We start from the raw sequence: 18,113 nt of genomic DNA on the forward strand, positions 1-18,113 counted from the left end.
AAGTTAATTGATTATTAAAATAGTTTTGTTAAACTTCTGATAGTTCGTATTAGGTATAAGCCGTTTCCTTTTTTGGGTGAACCGCCTCTTGAACGATGGTTGGTAAAATGTCCCTGGACATAAGTTCCATCTTTTCTATAATAACTTCTTCGATATGCCATGATTTAATAATTGATTGGTTGTTGATGACAAATAACTTTAATATATAAATCATTTCATTACGGTAAGTCGTAATAGTGAAATAGCGTATTTGTGTAGTTTGCAACAGATTTTAATATGATACAAGCTAACGTGCTTTTAATTGATAAATAAGGATTAAAAAAACAGCCATAACACATGTATGTATAGCTTACAATTAATCATAAATATTCTAACCAATTATTAAATAAATCAAAAACGATGATGAAAAGTATTACTGCAATTTTAGTTGCTTTATTTTTAGCACTTTCGGTTAATGCTCAAGAAATTCGAAAAGAACGAAAAACAGCACAAATAATGCCGTCACAAACATTTTATCTTAACGGAGGGAATAGAGCTGTTTTTGGAGGAAAATCCAGAGCGATATTCAATATTGTATTGCCACCAAATACAGTAGAGTGGTATTATTCGGTTACGGTAGCCAAAGGGAGAAATTCAGATGTAAACATCGGACTGCTTGGACAGTTGACAAAATTGTATGATCCGACAGGTATTACTGCATTAGCTACTAATTTAATATTAACACCTTCAGCAACCGGAATGTGTGATATCTTTTTAATGGATACGCCTAATAGTACAAATTTTATAAATAAGACGGATAAATGGAGTAGAGGATATCGATATTATAACAATGAATCTAGGGAAAAATTTCAAAACGGAACTATACAAATAAAAACTATTCGTGCCGGTAATTGGTATTTAGGATTTAAAAATCCGAGTGCTACCCAAGGAGTATCAATTACTTTTGAAGCGGTTGCTATTGTAGAATAGAGATTTACAATCCATACTTGTGCAAAATATAAGGTTATAAAACTTCGGCATTCCTGTCGTAGTTTTTTTATTCCTCACAAATGAGAAATTTCACTACATTCGTAATCTAAATAATCCGTTCTAATAGGAGAAGAATAGGATGTAAACCCAAAAGCGAACAACCAAAAAACGAGATATGGAACAAAAAGAACTAACAACCTTAACAAACGAAGAATTGTTACAGGAAATGAAAAAAATGAAAACCACCCGAATTTATGATGCCGGGATTATCGGTGTTTTAATAGGAGCGGCCTTTTATGGTACCGTAAAAGCAGGATTCGGAATATTTACCTTTATTCCGTTAGCCTATACGCCTATAGCAGCGAAAAACAATAAAAAATACAATGCGTTAAAAGAACTGCTAAAAGAAAGAGGGCTGTAATAATACACCCGACAGGTTTTTAAACCTGATGTATGTAAATAAAAAAACTACGACAGGAATGCCGTAGTTTTTTTATGAGTAATGGTGAGGGTTATTCCGCTTCTACCATAGTATGATAAACGTTCATCACGTCGTCATCTTCTTCAATTTTTTCCAGTAGTTTTTCTACATCGGCAACCTGATCAGCAGTAAGTGTTTTGGTTACTTGCGGAATACGGTCAAAACCGGAAGATAGGATTTCGATATTGCGGTTCTCCAATTCTTTCTGGATCGCTCCGAAGCTTCCGAATGGCGCATACATCATGATACCATCTTCATCAGCAAAGATTTCTTCCACACCAAAATCGATCATTTCCAATTCTAATTCTTCTACATCCTGACCTTCAGCCGGGATTCGGAAATTACAGGTATGGTCAAACATAAATTCAACCGATCCCTGTGTTCCCATCGTACCGTTACATTTGTTAAAATAACTACGGATGTTAGCAACAGTTCTGTTGTTATTGTCGGTAGCCGTTTCGATTAAGATGGCAATACCGTGTGGCGCATAGCCTTCGAATAAAACCTCTTTATAGTTGGCTGTATCTTTATCCGATGCTTTTTTAATCGCGCGTTCAACATTGTCTTTTGGCATGTTGGCAGCCTTGGCATTCTGCATTACGGCACGCAAACGGGAATTGGTTTCCGGGCTTGGTCCGCCTTCTTTAACCGCCATTACAATATCTTTCCCGATTCGGGTAAACGTTTTGGCCATTGCCGACCAACGTTTCATTTTTCTCGCTTTTCTAAATTCAAACGCTCTTCCCATAAGAGTTTCTTGTTTTTTGTTTATAGTTTGTAAAAACAGTGTGCAAAAATAAAATTATTACACCACTTTAACAAAAAAAGAGACTTTTTGAAGTCCCTTTTTTCTGTAATTATTTTTTGTAAAACGGTAATTTAACCACTTTTGCAGCTACATCGTTTTTACGGATTCGGATAAAAATCTCGCTGTCAACTGTAGAAAATGCAGTTGGAACATAACCTAAACCGATTCCTTTATTTAGTGATGGCGACATGGTTCCTGATGTTACCACACCGATAACATTTCCGTCTTTGTCTACGATTTCATAGTCGTGACGCGGAATACCACGCTCCGTTAATTCGAAAGCAACTAATTTGCGGGAAACGCCGGCTTCTTTTTGCTTTTTTAAATTTTCGGAATTAGTGAATTCTTTGTCGAATTTGGTAATCCAGCCTAAACCGGCTTCTAGCGGAGAAGTAGTATCGTTGATATCGTTTCCGTATAAGCAAAAGCCCATTTCAAGACGTAAAGTATCTCTTGCTGCTAATCCGATCGGTTTGATTCCGAATGCCGCTCCGGCTTCAAATACCTTATTCCAGATAGTTTCGGCATCTTCATTTTTAAAATAAATCTCAAATCCGCCTGATCCGGTATATCCGGTAGCCGAAATGATAACATCCTGTACGCCGCCAAATGTACCGATCTGGAACGAATAGTACGGCATGTTAGCCAAATCAACTGAAGTTAACGATTGCATCGCTTCAGCTGCTTTTGGTCCCTGAATAGCTAATAATGAATAGCCTTCAGATGCATTTTCCATCTCCACACCTAAATCATTATGTTGTGAAATCCAGTTCCAGTCTTTTTCGATATTGGAAGCATTAACCACCAATAAATAGTTGTTATCTGCTATTTTATAAATAATAAGGTCATCTACAATACCGCCTTCATTGTTAGGTAAACAAGAATACTGTGCTTTTCCGTCTACTAATTTAGAAGCATCGTTTGAGGTTACTTTTTGGATTAAAGCCAATGCATTTTCTCCGCGAAGGAAAAACTCACCCATATGTGATACGTCAAAAACACCTACGCCGTTACGAACTGTTTCATGTTCAATGTTAACTCCTTCATACTGAACAGGCATGTTATAACCTGCAAACGGAACCATTTTTGCTCCCAAACTTTCGTGAACGTGCGTTAATGCTGTATTTTTCATTTTGTGCTGTATATTTATTTTAGGCCGCTAATGTATTGATTTTTTACGGAGTGACAAAGCGAATTTAGTTTACGAGATAATCTTTTAGTTCCTGATAATGACGAATCGGAATACTTTGTTTTGTTTGGGTCATGATATGCTGAATGGGTTCGGGAATAGGCAGACTACGGTTTAAATAAGCTTCTACAGTATCCTGGAATTTAACCGGATGTGCCGTTTCCAGAAATAAACCGATGGCTTCCGGATGATTTGCCAACACTTTTTGCAATCCCAAATAGCCAACAGCTCCATGCGGATCCATTATATACTGACTTTCCCGGTAAACGGTTTCCATTGCCGTTCGGGTTTCGGCATCGGTAAATGAAAAGGAAGCTAAATCTTTTTTAAGTTGCTCCCGGTCATTCGCATATAATTCCTGTATCCGAATAAAATTACTCGGATTACTTACATCCATTGCATTTGAAATCGTACTGATTGTAGCATTGGGCGCATACAAACCGTTTTCAAGATAACGCGGAACGGTATCGTTTGCATTTGTAGCAGCAATAAAACCGGCAATCGGTAATCCTAGTTTTTTCGCCAGAATACCGGCACCGATATTTCCGAAATTACCGCTCGGACAGGAAATATAAAGTGGTTTTCCGGTTGCTTTCAAGGCTTTATAAGCAAAGAAAAAGTAGAATAATTGCGGAAGCCATCGGGCAACATTGATCGAATTGGCTGAAGTCAGATTTCGGTTTTTCAGATCAGCATCCCGAAAGGCTTTTTTAACCATATCCTGACAATCATCAAAAGAACCGTTGACTTCTAATGCCTGAATATTTTGACCCAATGTTGTAAGCTGAGCTTCCTGTATTGCACTCACTTTTCCGCTCGGATATAACAATACGACATCAACATTTTTTACACCGAGAAAACCACTGGCCACAGCACCGCCCGTATCACCGGAAGTGGCTACCAGAACGGTTGTTTTTTGATTGTTTTCCCGATTAAAATAACCCAGACATCGGGACATAAATCGGGCTCCGACATCCTTAAAAGCCATTGTTGGACCATGGAATAATTCCAAAGCAGAAACAGAATCGGTTACCGGAACAATCGGGAAATCAAATGAAAGGGTGTCTTTGATGATTTTACGGAGTTCGTTTTCCGGAATTGCATCGCCGATAAACGGTGCTATAACCGTATACGCAATAGTTTCATTATCCAGCCGATCAAGTGAATTAAAAAAATCGGAGGGAAGCGGTGTGATCACTTCCGGGAAATACAAACCACCATCCGGAGCAATACTTTGTAAAACGGCTTCTCTGAACCCAACACGATGTTGCTTATTGGTAAGACTATAATAGTTCATAAATTATTGATTTAGCGGTTAATTATCCGAACACCGCTTTTGTTAATCGGTGATGTATAAACTTCAAACGGTATTCCTGTTTCTGTATAGTTTTCTGCTATTGCAAATGCTACTTTTTTAGCTGTTTTGATTCCTTTATTTAAAGTGAAAATTGAAGGACCGGAACCGGATATTCCGGCACCTAAAGCACCGTTTTGAAGTGCCGTTTCTTTAATTTTATCAAAGCCCGGAATAAAAGGACTCCGAACCGGTTCCACGATTTTGTCGCTTAGTGATCGCTGCATCAGGTTGTAATCTTCAGTATATAGTCCGGCTATAAATCCGCCCAGATTTCCCCATTGTGCGATGGCATTTTTTAATGGGATTTCGGGAGCTAATACGGCTCGCATTTCAGCTGTTTTTAAAGCAATCTGCGGATGAATTACAGTAACATATAATTCCGAAGGTACCGGTAATGCTATTACATCCAGCGGTTCATATCCGCGGATCAATGTAAAACCGCCCAATAAAGCGGGAGCTACGTTATCGGCATGTTCGCAACCACTGGCTAAAGCTTCTCCTTTCATAGCAAAAGAAATAAGTTCTTTATTCGTAAAAGGATTACCACATAAAGCATTGAGTCCGAATACGGCACCGGCAGCACTGGCCGCAGAACTTCCAATACCGCTTCCGGCCTTGATCTTTTTATGAATTTCAATAGCAAAACCCTGATCGGTTCCCAATTGCTCTAAAAAGGCTTGTGCTGCGATACCGGCTACATTTTGTGTAACGTCAAGCGGTAAATCGGCTCCGGTTATCCGAGTGATCTGAATGCCTTTTTGGGCTGTTTTAGTGATTGTCATTTCGTCGCCAATGGTATCGAGACATAAGCCGAGAACGTCAAATCCGCAGGATATATTGGCAACGGTTGCCGGGCAAAATAAGCGTATACTTTCCATACTGTTTGATTTTAAATGTTACCGATTCGGATTACATCGGCAAAAATTCCGGATGCAGTTACCGCTGCTCCGGCTCCGGCTCCTTTGATTAATAAAGGTTGTTCGGCATAACGATCGGTGTAAAACAACACAATATTGTCTTTCCCTTCCAAATGATAAAACGGGTGTTCTTTTTCAATAGTCTGTAAACCTACACTGGCTTTTCCGTTTTCAAAATTCGCTACATATTTTAAGCGACAGGATTGCTGATCAGCTTCCTTATAGAGTTGGTCAAAATGGTTCGAATGCTCTTTTAATGATTCAAAAAAAGCGGCTACCGATTCGGCCTGTAAAACCGGTTCCGGTAAAAAGGAATCATTATCAATAGCATCGATTTCCATTGGGTAACCACTTTCCCGGATCAGAATAAGGATTTTTCGCATCACATCGATACCGCTCAGATCGAGTTTCGGATCGGGTTCGGTGTAACCTTCCTGTTGGGCCTGAAGTACAATATCATGAAAACTTTTATCAGTATTAAAATTATTAAATATAAAGTTTAAGCTACCGGATAAAACGGCTTGAATTTTATGTACTTTATCTCCGGATGCAATTAGATTTTTTAAGGTGTCTATAATAGGTAATCCGGCTCCGACATTGGTTTCAAAAAGAAACGGTGCATTGTACTTTTTAGACAGTTTTTTTAATTGCTCATATTCCGAATATTGCGACGAACAGGCAATTTTATTACAGGTAACAACGGCTATGCTTTGCGATAGAAAACGTTTGTACAATGCGGCCACTTTCGGACAAGCTGTATTATCAACAAAAATACTGTTCGGAAGATTTAATGCTTCGGCTTTTGCGATAAAGGCATCGGGTTGGTTATCTTCTCCCGATTGCAGTTGTACTTCCCAGTTTTCTAAATCCACACCGTTTTCGTTAAAATACATTTTTCGGGAATTGGAAATTCCGATAACACGAACATTTAGTTTTAGATTATCTTTTAAATAGTCAGCTTGTTGTCGTAATTGATCCAGTAATTTTCCGCCAACGTTACCAACTCCGCAAATAAAAAGGTTGAGTTGTTTAATATTGTCTTCAAAAAAGCTTTCGTGTAATACATTTAATGCTTTTTCAACGTCTTTTTTATCGATAACAGCCGAAATATTGCGTTCGGATGCGCCTTGTGCTATGGCTCTTACGTTAACATTGTTTTTACCTAATGTACTAAACATTTTACCGCTTAATCCCTGATGGCTTTTCATGTTTTCGCCGACTAAAGCAATAATACTCAGATTTTTTTCAATGATAACCGGTTTGATTTTCTGTAACCGGATTTCATATTGAAAAGCCATTTCAATCGCTTTTTTGGCTCTTTGTGCATTTTCTTCGGATATTCCGATGCAAATAGAGTGTTCGGACGATGCTTGTGTGATAAACACAATACTGATGTTTTCTCTGGCTACGGCACAAAATAGCTTTTCGGAAATACCGGCTACACCGATTAAACCTGATCCTTCGAGTGTTAGCAATGCAATATTATCGATATGACTGATTCCTTTTACGGGTTCGTTACTATTGTCGCATTCCGGGATAATACGGGTTCCTGCTGTGTCCGGAGCGAAAGTATTTTTAATATAAACCGGAATATTTTTATTGAGTACAGGTTGTAATGTCGGCGCATACAAAACCTTTGCTCCGAAATGTGATAATTCCATGGCTTCTTTATAACTGATATCGGGAATGGAACGGGCTTGTTTTACCAGTTTCGGATTCGCAGTGTACATGCCGTTTACATCTGTCCATATCTGTAGTTCATCGGCATCTAAAGCCGACGCAATAACAGCAGCGGAATAGTCGGAACCGCCACGACCTAATGTAGTTGGATGACCATTATGCGACTGTGCAATAAAACCGGGTATAACGGTAATATCCGACTGATTTTTATCAAAATAATACTGGATGGCGTAGTTACTGGTTTCAAAATCAATATTGGCATTACCGAAATTGGAATCGGTTTTAATTAATTCCCGACTATCAATATAGGCTGTTTTTGGTGACAGGGATTGTAATTTTTCGAAGATGATTTTCGAGGACAATAATTCGCCGTAAGATAGAATAGTATCGGTGGCTTTGGCTGACAATTCACCTAATAAAAAACAACCGTCCAATAGCGAGTTAATGTCATCAAAGCTAATGTTGATAAACGACAAAACTTTATCATTGTTCCGTTCCGGTAAAAGTTTCTCAATGACTTCAAGATGTCTTGTTTTAAGATCCTGAAGTATATTTCGGTATAAAAAGTGCTGATTTTTAGCATTGTTGATCGCTTCAGATAGTGAATCGGTTACACCTCCCAATGCGGAAACAACTACTACTTTCTTGCCGGGGACGTTTTGTATTACGCCGATGGATTTTAGGATATTCTGATCGTTTGCAACAGAAGTACCCCCAAATTTTAATACTTTCATGATACTATATTTTATGAACCAACGGTTGGAAAAACCGGATCCGAATAATTAAAAATTAAGAATAAAAATGAATTCGTTTGAAAACAAACGACTTAGCTGTGTTTTAAAAAAACACGTACGCACACAGGATTATATGTAATAATTATACCCCGAACGGGGTAGTGGTAGTTGTAATAATGGTAACAATAGAAATTACAGCCGAAGAAGATTCGGTTGCAATAAATAAATTATATTTTCTATTAGCTGTTATCATTATGACAAATATAGCGCTTTTTGTTTTGAAAAATCATTTTTTGTAAATTTATAGTAAGTCAAAATGAGTTAGATTATGGACAACTTGATTAAAATTGATAAAAAAACCGTATTGGAACGATTTCATCCGATCGATAAGTACACCCATAAAGGAATTCAGGGACATGCGCTGATTGTTGGCGGTAGTTACGGAAAGATAGGAGCACCGCTATTATCGGCGAAAGCGTGTTTAAAATCGGGTGCCGGTCTCGTTACGGCTTATATCCCGCAATGTGGTTATGATATTCTTCAGACCGGAATTCCGGAAGTTATGGTAGAAACGGATGATTATCCGACGCATATTACTGCGATTACTACCGAAGCAAATATCCGGGCGGTTGGTTTGGGAATCGGAATGGGGCAACATCAGGAAACCCAACAAGCAGTTTTTCATTTTCTAAAATTGAATACGTTGCCTTTGGTGCTCGATGCGGACGGAATTAATATTATGTCGGAAAATAAAGAATGGCTGGAATTCTTACCGGCACAAACGATTGTGACACCACATCGGAAAGAATTGGAACGATTAATCGGACTATGGGATGATGAAGCGGATAAAATGAAAAAAGTAATATCTTTTTCGGAAACGTATGATTTGGTTGTCGTCTTAAAAGGTGCGCCAACACGTATTGTGTATAAGAATAACGTTTTTGAAAATACAACGGGAAATCAATCGCTGGCTACAGCGGGAAGCGGCGATGTCCTTACGGGAATTATTACCGGATTACTGGCGCAATCCTATGATCCGGACGCTGCTGCAATTGTTGGCGTCTATATTCACGGACTCACAGCGGATCTTGCTTTACCGGAGCTGGGTTATCATGCGTTTGTTGCCTCGGATATTATTGCGAATCTGGGGAAAGCTTTTAGTACGTTATACGAATAAAAAAACGCTTCCGTGTGGAAGCGTTTGTTGTTATTTTACACCTTGCTTGGTAAACAATTCGATTAGTTGTGCATCGGATGGTCTTGGCGCATCGGCTGTTACAATGTTTCCGTTCGGATCCAGCAGGATAAATCTCGGAATACTTTCAATTCCAAACTCTTTTATAAACTGGGAATTCCAATCATTATCAGCAAATAGCTGAATACCGCCTAATTTTTTTTCATCTACCAGTTTTTTCCATTTGTCATAGTCTTTTTTGGCATCAATTGAAATACTCACAAATTCGATATTTTTTCCGTGATATTGCTCTTCTACTTTTTGAAGATGCGGAATTTCCTGGCGACAAGGTCCACACCAGGTTGCCCATACATCGATATATACGAATTTACCTTTTAAATTATCCAATGAAGTTTGTCCGCCTTTATAATTTTCATAGTTGAATTTTGGCGATGGTTTACCCGGAGTCAACATTTTGATTTTGTTGAATTTATCAGTCAGCTCTTTTTTGAAATTAGTATCTGTCGACAAAACCATAATTTCTTTGTAAAGGAATTCTGATTCTGCATTTCCGGCGCGAATCTGATACCCAAGATTTTGCAGGAAGCTGTTTTTAATATTCGGACTTTTTATTTTTTTGATTTCGGATAAAATTCGGTCGCTTAATTCTTTTTCAGTAAGATTACTACTGTTTTCAGATACTTTTTGATTGAATTTACCGGCTATAAGCTGTTTGTAAGAATTAGAAAACATGAAATCATTTTCGTTATCCAAATCGATTGTTGCGTCGAATTTCGGAAAGCTTTCTGAGGGTTTAAAGTTTTCTTTTTTAGCGTAATGGGCGTGGTAAGCCGGATAATTAAAAATTAATAATTGCTCAAAAAAGTTAATGTTTCGTAATTCACTCTTTTTAAAATCGGCATCAGCAAATGGAGTTGTATTATATAATTCCAAAACAGCATTTTTTAGCTCTTTATTTTTATTAGCATATGTTGCTTCATCCTGACTGTAAAATACCTGTGGATTTCCTAATGTATTATTGACAAGCTGACTTTTTTTGGACAGATATTGGTTTTCAATACTTCCTTTTCCGGTAAAAGTCAACGTAGTATTAAAATTTGAATCGTCGGCAGCGATATTCAGTTTTGTTCCTTTACCCAGATATAAAGCAACACGGTTGTTTTTGGTACTTAACGTATATGCCCCGTTGTAAGAGATTGGGAAGGTTTCAGAAAAGGAACCGTCGGGTTTTAATGTGATTTCTTTGTTAAAACTTTCACCTTTGATTTTGATCTTTTTTTCTTCGGTATTACTGATTTTACCGGATATCGTTATCGTTTCCACAGGAAGATTAAACGAGGCCAGCGTAATGAGCATCAGCAAATAAAATGCTTTTTTCATTGAAAATGGTTTTTAGTTAGTTTTTTAGAAGTTCAAATATAAGAATTGTCGTTCGTATAATTACAGTAGAAATACGGTTAATATAGTTTGTTTTTTAGGCATATTTTATGGAATTTTGAGCAATTAATTTTTACAGCAAAATGGATACAGTACATTATATAAGCTCTGATGTGATTTCATTGGAGTTACTACAGGAGATTATCTCTCAGAATATGAAATTGGATTTGTCGGAAGAGGCGCGTGTTAACATTGAAAAATGCCGCACTTATCTGGACGAAAAAATGCAGGCACACGGAGAGCCTATTTATGGTATAAATACCGGATTCGGCTCATTATGTAATGTTAAGATATCGAATGAAAACTTATCCAAATTACAGGAAAACCTTGTAAAATCGCATGCTTGCAGTACAGGTGACGAAGTGCCGCATGAGATTGTAAAAATCATGTTGCTGCTTAAAATTAAATCGTTGAGTTTCGGTCATTCCGGAGTACAGCTAAAAACGGTAGAACGACTGATAGATTTTTATAACAACGATGTTTTACCGGTAATCTATACGCAGGGATCATTAGGAGCTTCAGGAGATTTGGCACCGTTGGCGCATTTATCATTACCGTTAATCGGTGAAGGTGAAGTATATGTTGACGGATTCCGTCAGCCGGCTAAAAAGGTATTGGAAAAAATGGGATGGGAGCCGATTGTGTTGCAATCTAAAGAAGGATTGGCTTTGTTAAACGGTACGCAGTTTATGAGTGCCTATGGTGCTTATGTGTTATTAAAAGCCAGTAAATATGCGTATTTAGCGGATGTTATCGGAGCGATTTCATTAGAAGGTTTTGACGGAAGAATTGAACCTTTTAATGAATTGATTCATTTGGTACGCCCGCATAAAGGACAAATCAATACTGCAAAACGATTCCAGGAATTATTGGAAGACAGTGAGATTATCGCGCAGCCTAAAAAACACGTTCAGGATCCGTATTCTTTCCGTTGTATTCCGCAAGTACATGGTGCATCGAAAGATACTATCGATTATGTAAAGCGTGTATTTAAGACGGAAATCAATTCGGTAACCGATAATCCGAATATCTTTATTGAAACGGATGAAATTATTTCGGGCGGAAACTTCCACGGTCAACCTTTGGCTTTAGCCTTAGACTTTTTAGGAATTGCTTTAGCCGAATTAGGAAATATTTCAGAAAGACGTACGTACCAGTTAATTTCCGGATTAAGAGATTTACCGGCATTTTTGGTAAGCGATCCGGGACTGAATTCCGGTTTTATGATTCCGCAATATACGGCAGCGAGCATCGTGAGTCAGAATAAACAATATGCAACACCGGCAAGTATTGATAGTATTGTATCGTCTAACGGACAGGAAGATCATGTGAGTATGGGCGCTAATGCCGCTACGAAAGCGTTAAAGATTATGGAAAATCTGGAGCGTATCCTGGCTATTGAATTGATGAATGCTTCTCAGGCAATCGAATTCAGAAGACCGTTAAAATCAAGCGAGTTTATCGAAAGCTTCCTGAAATTATACAGAGAAGAAGTGCCTTTGGTTACAGAAGACAGAATTTTACATTACGACATTGAAAAATCGGTTGCTTTTTTAAACAGCTTCCAGATGGATGAAGTGTTGTTTGAATAGGTAGAAAAACAAAAACATACCTGACAGGTTTTAAAGTTTGTCAGGTATAATTTTTTATAAGAAATACATGCTCAGTAAACCTAAAGCGGCTGGAAGGCTTTGTACCATCAATATCGATTTCTGAACGGTAATCGCACCGTAAACTCCGGCTACAAATACACAACCCAAAAAGAAGGTAGCGACATGAATACCCCATTGCGGATCGCAAATCAATAAAGACCAGATTAATCCGGCGGCTAAAAAACCGTTATATAAGCCTTGATTTCCGGCCATTTGCTTGGTCTTTTCAAACATTTCTTCCGGTACCGATTTAAATACTTTTTTGGCACGGGTGGTCCAGGCAAACATCTCCAACCATAAAATGTAAAGGTGAAGTAAGGCGATGAATCCGATAATAATTTTTGAAACAATTGTCATAATAATCAGGATTTTGGTTTATTCGGAATGATCTAGTATTCGTTCAATTCGTTTGTCCGGAATTAACCACATAATGGCGACTAAAATATAAAAAGCACCACCTGCTAATCCGTTATAATGGGAAGCAATAATTCCCATAGTATAAAATACAGGTGATAGTTTTCCTTTAATATCTTTTCCGATTGCTTTTGATAAAACGGAATCGGGTCCGTGTTTTTTCAGGATTACATATTGTAATATAAAATAGGCTACTGCACACATCAGCAGTATAAATCCGTATAACATCATCGGATCGTGAGCAAAATGATTTTCTCCGATCCAGGCCGTAACAAACGGAATCAGGGATAACCAGAATAATAAATGTAGGTTGGCCCATAAAATACCTCCGGTTACCTGTTTTACCGTATGCATCATATGATGATGGTTATTCCAGTAGATACCGACATAAATAAAGCTTAATACATAACTTAGAAATACCGGTAAAATCGGTGTAAGTGCTTTAAGACTTATCTCGTGCGGAACCTTAATTTCCAGTACCATAATAGTGATGATAATAGCCAGTACACCATCACTAAAGGCTTCCAATCGGGTTTTATTCATACTTTAGCTGTTTTCTGAACGTAAGGTTTTATGTGTTCTCCGTTTGTGATAGGTTTGATGTAAGTGAGCATTATGTTCGCCGGAAATTACACTGATATTGCCGTCAATTTCCAGCATGGCCAGTTTAACATCCTTATAATGGTCAACGCCATGTTCGCGAATGGATTCGTAAAGCTCATCGGATGTAATACCCAGTCGGCTGAGCGTGGCAAATTCCAGTTTTCCGTTATGGATCAGTATTTCGGGTTTGTCCTGTAATAAATCGGCTATTTTTTTATACTTAAAAAGTATTTTTTTGACAATAAAATTGACAATAAATAAAACCAAAGCTGCTGCCAAACCGCCAAACAGGCTGGTATTGCTGCCAACCATTGCATTTTGAACCGAGTTACTGATCAATAATATCAGGATAACATCAGCAGTGTTAAGCTGTGATAGTTGTTTTTTACCGAATACACGGAGTGCAACGACCATAAAAACATAAACAGCGGTACTTCTGATGATGATATCCAGATAAGCTTCCATCTATTTCCATTTAAAGTTTTTCTCGATCGCTTTGATCATTTCACCGGCAATGTCTTTTTGTGTTGCGCCTTCAATACCTTCCAATCCGGGAGAAGAGTTAACTTCTAATAACAACGGCCCTTTAGAGGAACGAATAATATCGACTCCGGCTACTTTTAAATTCATAGCCTTAGCTGCTTTTATAGCGATTCTTTTTTCTTCAGCTGTTACTTTTACAACAGATGCCGTACCACCTAAATGGATGTTAGCGCGGAATTCACCCGGTAAAGCTTCACGTTGCATTGCGGCTACTACTTTTCCGTCGACAACAAATAAACGCAGGTCTTTTCCGTTGGCTTCTTTGATAAATTCCTGTACGAGAATATTAGCATTTAAACTTTTAAATGCGTTGATTACACTTTCTGCTGCTTTTTTGGTTTCGGCTAATACGACTCCTTTTCCTTGTGTTCCTTCGAGAAGTTTTACAATTAACGGAGAACCGCCCACCATTTTAATAAGATCGTTGGTATCGAGTGGGGAATTGGCAAAACCGGTTGTCGGAATATCTACTCCGTTATTCAATAACAATTGAAGAGAAAACAGTTTGTCACGGGATTGGCTAATAGCTGCCGAACCGTTTAAACTAAATACTTTTAAAGCTTCAAACTGACGGGTTAAAGCGCAACCGTAATACGTCATACTAGGACGGATTCTAGGGATAACGGCGTCAAAATCGTTAAGTACGCGACCGCCGCGATAATGAATTTCCGGAGCGGTAGCATCCAGTTTCATATAACAGTATTTCAGGTTCAGAAAATGCATTTCATGACCGCGCATTTCACCGGCTTCTATAATCCGTTTGTTACTGTATAATTCCGGATTACTGGCCAGCAATCCGATGCGAAGTCCTTTGTTTGACGTTTCTTCGCTATAATAATATTCTTTGATTTTTTCTTTTGTAGGATGACCTAAAAGGTATTTTTGTTCCGGATCAACTAATATTCGTCCGGACATAGCTTCCCGACCTAATAACATACGGAATCCCATTGAATCCCGATTGGTCAGCGTTAATTCAACATCCCATTCTGTACCTCCGATTTCCAATACTGTACGGATAACATAACGTAGTTCCCGATATCCGCTGGAACTTTTTACCACACGTTTGTCGATCAAAAGGGCTTCACAGTGAATAACGGCTTTAAGGTTATTCTGAATAGGGTTAATGTCGAACTTTACCCAGTTTTCTCCTTTTTTTTCAAATGGTGTGATGTTAGTGGCATGCAATGCCGAAGTTTTCGCACCGGAATCTACCCGGGCTTTAATGGTCGGAATTCCAAGAGTAGGGAAGGAGCACCATTCCTCGCTTCCTACAATAACTTTGTCTAGCATTTCTCTGTTTGTATTTGTAATTCTAATGTACTACTTTTTTTGAAATGCCAAACAGATTTACTTAAAAAAGAAAAAACCTACTTAATTAGTAGGTTTTTCAGCTTTCTTAATTGCTACGGTGAGTTCCTGGCTGCCTTCTTCAAGGTCCATAAAGATCTCATCGCCTTCGTGTATTTTAGAGGTGATGATCTCCTCAGCTAAAGTATCTTCCACATATTTCTGAATCGCTCGTTTTAACGGTCGCGCTCCGAATTGTTTGTCAAATCCTTTATCAGCAATAAATTGTTTTGCTTTATCGGATAATGCTAATTTATAACCTAAATCAGCTACTCTGATATATAGTTTTTCCAATTCGATGTCGATGATTTTGTCGATATCTTCTTTTTCAAGCGGATTAAATACGATAACATCATCAATACGATTCAGGAATTCCGGTGCAAAGGCTTTTTTCAATGCATTTTCGATAATTCCTTTTGAGTTTTCATCAACCTGTGATTGTCTGGCAGTAGTGCCGAAACCGACACCCTGACCGAAATCTTTTAATTGACGCGCTCCTACATTGGAAGTCATAATGATAATCGTATTACGGAAATCAATTTTACGACCTAAACTGTCTGTTAAATGACCGTCATCCAATACTTGTAACATCATATTGAAAACATCCGGATGTGCTTTTTCAATTTCATCCAAAAGTACCACACAATAAGGTTTTCTTCTTACTTTTTCCGTAAGCTGACCGCCTTCTTCGTACCCTACATATCCCGGAGGCGCACCTACTAATCGGGAAATGGCGAATTTTTCCATGTATTCACTCATGTCAATACGAACTAAAGCATCTTCAGAATCAAATAATTCTTTAGCGATCACTTTAGCCAATTGGGTTTTACCAACTCCGGTTTGCCCTAAGAAGATAAAAGAACCGATCGGTTTGTTCGGATCTTTTAATCCGGCACGGTTACGCTGAATTGATTTTGCAATTTTTTGTACCGCTTCATCCTGGCCGATTACTTTCCCTTTTATCAGTTCCGGTAAATGGGCTAGTTTGTTACTTTCCGTTTGTGCAATACGGTTTACCGGAATACCGGTCATCATAGAAACAACATCAGCAACATTATCTTCGGTAACGGTAATACGATTGTTTTTCGCATCTTCTTCCCATTGTTCCTGTGCTGTAGCCAAATCTTTTTCAATACGTTTTTCATCATCACGTAATTTGGCAGCCTCTTCATATTTCTGTTTCTTAACAACCGAATTTTTGAGTTCGCGTACTTCTTCTAATTGACGTTCCAAATCAAGAATTTGTTTCGGTACGTCAATATTGGTGATGTGTACACGGGAACCGGCTTCGTCTAACGCATCGATAGCTTTGTCCGGTAAAAAACGTTCGGACATATAACGGTTTGTTAATTTAACACAGGCTTCAATAGCTTCCGGTGTATAAATTACATTATGGTGATCTTCGTATTTATTTTTGATGTTATTCAAAATAGTAATGGTTTCTTCTACAGATGTAGGTTCCACGATTACTTTTTGGAAACGTCTTTCCAACGCACCGTCTTTTTCAATATATTGACGGTATTCGTCTAATGTTGTAGCCCCGATACATTGGATTTCACCACGTGCCAGTGCCGGTTTAAACATATTGGAAGCATCCAGTGAACCTGTAGCGCCACCGGCACCTACAATTGTATGGATCTCATCAATAAAAAGGATGATATCGTCATTTTTTTCCAATTCGTTCATTACCGCTTTCATACGTTCTTCAAACTGACCGCGGTATTTGGTTCCGGCTACTAAACTGGCCAGATCCAGGGTTACCACTCGTTTGTTAAACAGGATACGGGATACTTTTTTCTGGATAATTCGCAATGCCAATCCTTCGGCAATAGCCGATTTACCAACTCCCGGTTCACCGATTAATAGCGGGTTATTTTTTTTACGACGGCTCAGAATTTGAGAAACGCGTTCAATTTCTTTTTCGCGACCAACAACAGGATCCAATTTACCTTCTTCGGCTAATTCGGTTAAATCACGTCCGAAATTGTCAAGAACCGGTGTTTTCGATTTTTTATTGGCTTTGCCGGTACCCGGATTATTAAACCCGGTGTCACGCAAACTGTCATCTTGTCCGGAATCATCATTAAAGGACTCCGCTTTTGGCAGGTTATCTAGGTAATCTTCTTCGTTTGATGTCATAGCAATAAATTGTTCTTTAACTATTTCATAGTCAATTTTTAATTTGTTCAAAAGCTTTGTTGTCGGATCATTCTCATTTCTGAGGATGCACAACAATAAATGAGCGGTACTAATCGAAGTACTCTGGAATACTTTAGCTTCTAAAAAAGTGGTGCGTAAAGCACGTTCGGCCTGGCGTGTTAAATGAAGGTTTTTCTTTTCATTACTTCGGTCGATATTGGGATTTGCAGGGCTTAATACTTCAACTTTTCTGCGCAGATGCTCTAAATCTACATCCAGATTATTTAATATGTTAATTGCGGTCCCGTTACCGTCTCTTAAGATTCCTAACATTAAGTGTTCCGTACCGATAAAATCATGCCCTAATCGTAAAGCCTCTTCTTTACTATAGCTAATTACGTCCTTAACTCTTGGTGAAAAATTATCGTCCATTACTTAAAAATACTTTATACTGTAAATTTACTAATTTAGATACGGTAAAGCAAAAACCGTACCTGACATTTTAAGGTTAACCCTTTATGCTAATTGACAAAAAAAAATCGAGATATAAAAGTTAAAAAGTGTGAATTTTTAAGCACTCCGGCGGTTTTTACTGTTGATAAATTACTGAAATTTATGAAGAAAAAAGTGATTCTTTACTGGAAAAAT

16 protein-coding genes are annotated in these 18,113 nt (G+C 38.1%); 4 read left to right on the plus strand and 12 right to left on the minus strand.

Annotation, left to right across the window (positions count from 1 at the left end; all coding sequences use genetic code 11):
• Positions 1-14 precede the first annotated feature (14 nt).
• Complete coding sequence (locus NOX80_RS12155) at positions 15-161, minus strand: hypothetical protein (RefSeq protein ID WP_256550060.1); 147 nt, start codon at positions 159-161, stop codon at positions 15-17.
• Between the two features lie 238 nt (positions 162-399).
• Here NOX80_RS12155 and NOX80_RS12160 point away from each other — a divergent pair, with 238 nt between their 5' ends.
• Positions 400-969 carry a hypothetical protein gene (locus NOX80_RS12160; protein WP_256550061.1) on the plus strand — a complete coding sequence of 190 codons (570 nt, stop codon included), beginning with the start codon at positions 400-402 and terminating at the stop codon, positions 967-969.
• Positions 970-1,144: 175 nt separating this feature from the next.
• Entirely contained in the window at positions 1,145-1,390 is a 246-nt protein-coding gene (locus NOX80_RS12165; protein WP_256550062.1) for an FUSC family protein, read from the plus strand.
• Between the two features lie 91 nt (positions 1,391-1,481).
• Here NOX80_RS12165 and NOX80_RS12170 read toward each other — a convergent pair whose 3' ends face one another.
• The 5 genes from NOX80_RS12170 to thrA all read right to left on the minus strand — a co-directional run bounded on the left by NOX80_RS12170 (position 1,482) and on the right by thrA (position 8,135).
• Positions 1,482-2,198, minus strand: a complete 717-nt coding sequence (locus tag NOX80_RS12170; protein WP_256550063.1) for a YebC/PmpR family DNA-binding transcriptional regulator — start codon at positions 2,196-2,198, stop codon at positions 1,482-1,484.
• Positions 2,199-2,307: 109 nt separating this feature from the next.
• Positions 2,308-3,390: a glycine cleavage system aminomethyltransferase GcvT gene (gcvT, locus tag NOX80_RS12175; RefSeq protein WP_256550064.1), complete on the minus strand. Its 1,083-nt coding sequence runs from the start codon at positions 3,388-3,390 to the stop codon at positions 2,308-2,310.
• A 64-nt stretch (positions 3,391-3,454) separates the two neighbouring features.
• Positions 3,455-4,744: a threonine synthase gene (gene thrC / locus NOX80_RS12180; protein ID WP_256550065.1), complete on the minus strand. Its 1,290-nt coding sequence runs from the start codon at positions 4,742-4,744 to the stop codon at positions 3,455-3,457.
• Between the two features lie 11 nt (positions 4,745-4,755).
• The gene (locus tag NOX80_RS12185; RefSeq protein WP_256550066.1) at positions 4,756-5,682 is read right to left on the minus strand and encodes a homoserine kinase; all 927 of its coding nucleotides are present in this window, start codon (positions 5,680-5,682) and stop codon (positions 4,756-4,758) included.
• Positions 5,683-5,693: 11 nt separating this feature from the next.
• Positions 5,694-8,135: a bifunctional aspartate kinase/homoserine dehydrogenase I gene (gene thrA / locus NOX80_RS12190; protein WP_256550067.1), complete on the minus strand. Its 2,442-nt coding sequence runs from the start codon at positions 8,133-8,135 to the stop codon at positions 5,694-5,696.
• Between the two features lie 328 nt (positions 8,136-8,463).
• On the opposite strand from thrA, the gene NOX80_RS12195 reads away from it, so the two are divergent.
• Entirely contained in the window at positions 8,464-9,312 is an 849-nt protein-coding gene (locus NOX80_RS12195; protein ID WP_256550068.1) for an NAD(P)H-hydrate dehydratase, read from the plus strand.
• Positions 9,313-9,342: 30 nt separating this feature from the next.
• Here the strand turns inward: NOX80_RS12195 and NOX80_RS12200 are convergent, their stop codons facing one another.
• Positions 9,343-10,710, minus strand: coding sequence for a TlpA family protein disulfide reductase (locus NOX80_RS12200; protein WP_256550069.1), 1,368 nt, complete (start codon positions 10,708-10,710; stop codon positions 9,343-9,345).
• Positions 10,711-10,850: 140 nt separating this feature from the next.
• On the opposite strand from NOX80_RS12200, the gene hutH reads away from it, so the two are divergent.
• Positions 10,851-12,359, plus strand: a complete 1,509-nt coding sequence (gene hutH / locus NOX80_RS12205) for a histidine ammonia-lyase (RefSeq protein ID WP_256550070.1) — start codon at positions 10,851-10,853, stop codon at positions 12,357-12,359.
• A 54-nt stretch (positions 12,360-12,413) separates the two neighbouring features.
• On the opposite strand, the gene NOX80_RS12210 is transcribed toward hutH, so the two are convergent.
• The 5 genes from NOX80_RS12210 to NOX80_RS12230 all read right to left on the minus strand — a co-directional run bounded on the left by NOX80_RS12210 (position 12,414) and on the right by NOX80_RS12230 (position 17,897).
• The gene (locus NOX80_RS12210; RefSeq protein WP_256550071.1) at positions 12,414-12,776 is read right to left on the minus strand and encodes a DUF1304 domain-containing protein; all 363 of its coding nucleotides are present in this window, start codon (positions 12,774-12,776) and stop codon (positions 12,414-12,416) included.
• 18 nt (positions 12,777-12,794) lie between these two features.
• Positions 12,795-13,376, minus strand: coding sequence for a TMEM175 family protein (locus NOX80_RS12215; RefSeq protein ID WP_256550072.1), 582 nt, complete (start codon positions 13,374-13,376; stop codon positions 12,795-12,797).
• A gap of 3 nt (positions 13,377-13,379) precedes the next feature.
• Entirely contained in the window at positions 13,380-13,901 is a 522-nt protein-coding gene (locus NOX80_RS12220; RefSeq protein WP_256550073.1) for a DUF421 domain-containing protein, read from the minus strand.
• Positions 13,902-15,269 (minus strand): 30S ribosomal protein S6--L-glutamate ligase, encoded by a 1,368-nt coding sequence (rimK, locus tag NOX80_RS12225; RefSeq protein ID WP_256550074.1) that lies wholly within the window; start codon positions 15,267-15,269, stop codon positions 13,902-13,904.
• An 81-nt stretch (positions 15,270-15,350) separates the two neighbouring features.
• Complete coding sequence (locus NOX80_RS12230; RefSeq protein ID WP_256550075.1) at positions 15,351-17,897, minus strand: ATP-dependent Clp protease ATP-binding subunit; 2,547 nt, start codon at positions 17,895-17,897, stop codon at positions 15,351-15,353.
• Positions 17,898-18,113: the final 216 nt, after the last annotated feature.

This window comes from Flavobacterium cerinum, assembly GCF_024496085.1.
In the GTDB taxonomy this organism is placed as follows: Bacteria; Bacteroidota; Bacteroidia; order Flavobacteriales; family Flavobacteriaceae; genus Flavobacterium; species Flavobacterium cerinum_A.